Raw genomic sequence first — 5,347 nt, 5'->3', positions numbered from 1 at the left:
GCAGCAGAAATGTGCCAAGGAGATATTAATAATTTATGCGCCGATACAGTTACTTCTGAACTTAGAACTTGTAGAAATACACTATCTACTTGGGTTGTAAATATAGGAAGTGATAATTTACCATGCGTCAAGGAAGTGGTTTTGGCGCTTATTACAGGAAGTAAGGTTGCCAAAATAGAAAGTTTTGACCTTGTTTTAATAGATACTGAGACAGCAAGCCAGTTTGAATTTGATGGGAAGGAGCTAGGTGATACAGGGATAGAAGCCTTAAAAAATAAGCATTATAACATTTGTAATATTAATTATAAACAGTTAGGGGAAATAAGTAGTCTTTTCATTAGTCAAGTAAAAAATGAAAAATTTTGTAAGATATCTAAAAAACAGATTATATCTATTATAAAAGAGGCTAAAAGTGCTATTATAATTAGTTTGGATAATTTTAATGAACAGGTGAGAGATGAAGTTGCTCGATTAATCCAATAGTTGAGATATGAAATATAATACATTAAAGGCATCCATAAAAGTGACTCATTTATAAATGCATACTATGAATAAGGGAATACTTAATTTAATAATCTTTATATTGTTGATTCTACCTTGGGTGGTGCATTTTTGTTGTATACCATCAGAATTAAAAACAAACCAATATCTTTTTACCATTATAGGCCTTTTCCTTTCGTATTATACTTTGCTGGCTACGATTGGTATAGCACTATACATTTATTATTTACAAACAAATGCTGAAAGAAATAAATCTAGAAGTTTGCAAACACAAGTCAAAGAAGCTATTGCCAATGAGATTGAGAATATCTGGTTCAATGTAGTGTTCAATGAAAAACCTAATCAGTCTATAACTAACGAAAAATTAAAAAAGCTTTTTATGGATTATTCTTTGGAGTTAAAAGAGTCTTTAAAATATGAAGAATATCAACTCTTAACTCAAATAGTAAATTTACTCCTGTCGGAAGCTTCTAGGCATAAATATATTTTTGTTTTTAGGCCTTGGTTGAGAGATGTGTTCAAAAGTGATTATTGGTATTTGCTGCATCAAGCAGCAGATTTTTCACTCCTATATGAAGAATCAGTATTTATATTAATTAAGGATCTCAAGGGTTCATCTTCAAGATACCAAGAAGAAATAGATACCATCTTTGACAAGGAGAAGAATATTTTGTTTATGAGGGATGTTGAGGGTATAAGTATTTATAAAAGCAAAAAGCTTTTAGCTAAAGGTGTGTTTGGCTTTGATAGATACAATAATTTCAAAATTCTAAATGGATATTCAACCTCCAAAGTGTATGTGGGATTTGTAAAAAATGGTCTTAGAGAGGGAAATGGTAAGTGGTACCGCGGTGAATATACAATGGAAGAAGGCAAGTTTAAAGCTGGCAAGCTTATTGATGGGATTAAACATAATTGGGTGCTACGTAAATATAAAGGCAGGCAACATATAAAATTTCCTCTTGACTCCGATGATGCAAAGCATTTGTATATTAATATTATGATGCATCCTATGTTTTTGGAAAAGGGTAGCTACCATGTTGTAGATATCGAAGTTAAGAATGGAAAAGAAAAGTATGTGAATTATAGAGATTTTAAACAGTGCTGTGAAGAGAATGATGTTTTCTAGTGTCTCACGATGAAAGCTACTCCCCCCTTCACAGTGTTTTGGTGACACCCTTTCACGAGACGAGCTGCAGTAGTCATAAAATAAAAAAGCGGGGAACATCCCCGCGCGTGGTGGACCAGGGTCTTGCGACCAGCCCTATCAGTAGTACTGATTTATGTGAATATGTTATCAGATGGCGGTTGTTTAGTCAAGAAAAAACTCCCCACCTAGCGGCAGGGAGTAGAGGAGATACTGAAGGTAACGAAAGGTTACTCGAAACAAATGTTTCTATTTAGAAATTATTGAATAGCGAGTTCTTTCATTAGGGTGTCTCGATAGTTTTTGTCATTGATGGCTTTTTGTACATCATTTGCTAGCTACGATTGGTATAGCTTTATACATTTATTGTTTACAAACAAATACAAAAAGAAATAAATCTAGAAGCTCGGAGTACGCTAGAGGTAATTTGTAATGGAACCTATTGAAATAATAAGTAGGCATATGCCTAAAAATACTACTCAACAAGATAAATATAATGAGTATATGATGCTCCGTGAAGAAATTATGGTTATCATCAAATCATATTACGATAATATAAGGAATATGGTTGCCATATACCCATTGGTTGCAGGATTTGCTTGGAACATTGATAATGCTTTTGTCCAATTTGTTCCGATGGTGTTTGTTTTAGTTACATATCTAGTAAATCAAGCTAATTGGCTAGCTAATTGCAAGCTTTCAGCTTATATGACAGTTGCTCTTAATGAATGTAAAATATCTTGGGAACAGCATAATGCTCTTTATAATAATAGAAAGTTTGGACGCATAGGCAAAAAATTTGATATATTTGGTATATCTCCACATTACTATATTACATTATTGATGTGCTATATTATGTCACTATATAAAAATTATCTCCTTAATTATAATGTTATTCATCGTTCTGAGGATGTGTTTTATGGTAATGTGATAATATCTACAGTAATAGCTGCTGTCATTTTTACAGCATTTGTGTATTTCCGTCATGATTTTGAGAGTATTAGGTATCAGAACATTGAGAGGTGGGAAAGAGTCTTAAGCGAAGCTAATGACTATAAGAGGACATAGTTATGCCAAAGAAGCTACATATTAATGAAAGCTATTATTCATAAATAAGTTGATAAAGACTATGAGAGTTACTATTTTTTGATGTAGCCAGCGTTTTTATGACTAGGGTTGATGCTGAAATTAGGGATGTTTTTTAGAGACTATTTTACTGATGTAATTGTACTCTCAAAAAAGGAGTAAATAAGACAGGCTGTATGTTTAGAGGATTTTTTTAAGATTTTGGGGTGAGTACATTATGTGTGGATCAAATGCATCTCCGACAGCTTTTGGCTGGGATTATCAAGTAAATGTAGCTATTGTTCTTATGCTACACCATGTTAAACAAGCTGTTAATCTACGTGTTGAGGGTAAAAAGGAAGATATAGAGATAACTCTTTCTGATGGTAGTAAGATTTATTCTCAGGTTAAGAGTGTAACGAAGTACGATGATTACCATAATGTAGTAGCATATTTAAAGAAGGCATTAGGAACACTTAATAAGGCATCAAAGGATGATAATATTCATAATCTCATTTATGCTACTAATTCGCCTAATCCTTTTAATAATGGCAACGAGAGTATAGTTTACTTTAGGGATTTAACCATTCTAAATTTTGATGAACTAGCGTCAGTTGATCAAGAAAGAATTAAAGATTTAATACAAAGCAATGGCTTCTGTGAAATTGAATTAGAGAAACTGCAAATTGTTCGCATTCCTTTCATTGGAGAGGATGTAACAAATAGGTATAAGTACATAAAGAACTATATAAGTGATTTTTTGTCTAGTTTAAATATAGTTAATATAAATATATCCGGACGTCTTATGACTGTATGGCAAGCTGATTGTTTTCATAATGCTTCAACTGTAAATACCAATGTAGTAATGACAAAAGAAAGGTTTGTTTGGCCAATCATTTCTGTCTTATTAGAGGGTACTAGTGGTTACAACTACTTGAATGACTTGAATATAGATGATATTGAAGATATAGAGAATAAATATAGGAGCTATATAGATTATCAAGCAATGCGTTATCAACTGGTAGCCAGTATTATTGCAGACTATAGAAGAAATAACGTTAGTTCTGATGTTTATATTAATAATAATTGGCAAAAATATAAGTTTATTTCAGATGATTATCCGGAGTTGGAAGATTGCTTAAGAGATAGATTAATTAAAGTAGTATTGCAACGAATAATTAAAAATTATAAGGTAATTACCAATGTGAAGGCTGGTGTTAATTTATGATTATCAGAGAAATTAACATTAAAAATGGTTTTCAAGTAAGGCATGTTGAATTTACTTCTGGAATAAATGTTATATATAGCAAGAAGAACACTACTGGTAAAACAACTTTGATTAGATCTATTTTATATGCGCTAGGATACACTATACCAAGTACAAGAGGTTTAGACTTCTCTAAAATGGAGTTTGAACTGGTGATTGAATCATATGGTGTAGAGTATAAGATTTATAGAAGAAATAATTATGTAGTGCTAACAATTGGTTCCGATGATTGTATGTATACTTTGCCGGATGATTTTAATAGCCTTTTGGCAACTATTACAGGGATTGAACGCGTTAGTGTATTAGAAAACCTTTTAGGTGTGTTTTATGCCGATCAAGAAAAAGGCTGGACCATGCTTAATCGTGGCAATGCAATCAGTAAAATACATTTCAGTATCGATGAGCTAGTAAGTGGTCTCGGAGACAGGGATTGTTCCTATGAAAAGGCAGCTATAAAGAATATCAACAAGCAGATTAAAGAATACAGTTTTATGATATCCGCAGATGACTTCAATCAAAGTGATAATGATAGTGAGATAGTGCAATTGAGTGGTAGTGATTTGTATGAAACAAGTATTTATAATGAATTAGCAATTTTAAAAGCTCAAAAGAATGAACTAGAAAAAGAATTAAGTAGGGTTAAATCATCAATTAAAAGTAATAACTCATTATTCGAGTATGTGAACAAGATGCAGCTTTGCATTAACCATGAAGGTCAGATTATTAAGGTTACTAGGGATAATCTCCTGTTTTCTAATGATATCACGTTGTTGTTAAAAACAAGGAAAATGATTCTTACTAGTGATATAGCTAACGTAAAGAGAAAAATGAGTGAATTAGAAGCCAAGATTCAACGACAGTTAACTCTACTTGATTCCAGATCATTGCTAGATGAGTTTAGAGACAGAATAAAAAAGGTTAGGGTCAATAGAGATGCTGTTGAACATATTATTGACGATTTGAAGAAGAAAAGACAGGAGTTAAAGAAGACCCTTAAGGAAAAGGCTAGGACGAATAATGTCGTTGCACTTAAAATGTTTGATTGGATTAGAGAATATGCGGCTAAGTATGGTATAGGAAACGACTATATTCCTGATGATCCAAGTTGTTTGTTTACAGATGATTTGAAATCATTAACCGGAACTATTTTGCATAAAATGATATTCTTCTACAAGCTTGCATATATTAGGGCTGTAAGAGAGTATACTGGAGTATGCTTGCCGATAATTCTCGACTCTCCTAGTGGTAGAGAGGTGTTGCCGGAGACTGTTAAGGAGCTGCTGGAACTATTGCCAAGGGATTTTGGTCAGCATCAGGTCATAATAGCTTCTATTTATGAGTACGATTTCAAAGAACAGAATGTAATT

Annotated in this window: 5 protein-coding genes; all 5 read left to right on the top strand. The window is 32.5% G+C overall.

The genetic code is table 11. From position 1 onward, the window contains the following. The coding region (locus ACI3VO_RS05255; protein WP_439756903.1) for a hypothetical protein at nucleotides 1–483 on the top strand (483 nt) is incomplete at its 5' end. Nucleotides 484–547: 64 nt separating this feature from the next. Further along, nucleotides 548–1,630 (top strand): hypothetical protein, encoded by a 1,083-nt coding sequence (locus ACI3VO_RS05250; protein ID WP_439756902.1) that lies wholly within the window; start codon nucleotides 548–550, stop codon nucleotides 1,628–1,630. 450 nt (nucleotides 1,631–2,080) lie between these two features. Beyond that, nucleotides 2,081–2,716 carry a hypothetical protein gene (locus ACI3VO_RS05245; RefSeq protein WP_439756901.1) on the top strand — a complete coding sequence of 212 codons (636 nt, stop codon included), beginning with the start codon at nucleotides 2,081–2,083 and terminating at the stop codon, nucleotides 2,714–2,716. A gap of 235 nt (nucleotides 2,717–2,951) precedes the next feature. Beyond that, on the top strand, nucleotides 2,952–3,941 hold the full coding sequence (locus ACI3VO_RS05240) for a hypothetical protein (RefSeq protein WP_439756900.1): 990 nt from the start codon (nucleotides 2,952–2,954) through the stop codon (nucleotides 3,939–3,941). Continuing rightward, a partial coding sequence (locus ACI3VO_RS05235) for a hypothetical protein (RefSeq protein ID WP_439756899.1) occupies nucleotides 3,938–5,347 on the top strand: 1,410 nt, incomplete at its 3' end. The genes ACI3VO_RS05240 and ACI3VO_RS05235, both read left to right, overlap by 4 nt.

Source organism: Intestinibacter sp. (genome assembly GCF_051866655.1).
Classification (GTDB): domain Bacteria; phylum Bacillota; class Clostridia; order Peptostreptococcales; family Peptostreptococcaceae; genus Intestinibacter.
Note: the sequence above shows the minus strand (reverse complement) of the source record. Positions and strands in the feature narration are given on the sequence as shown.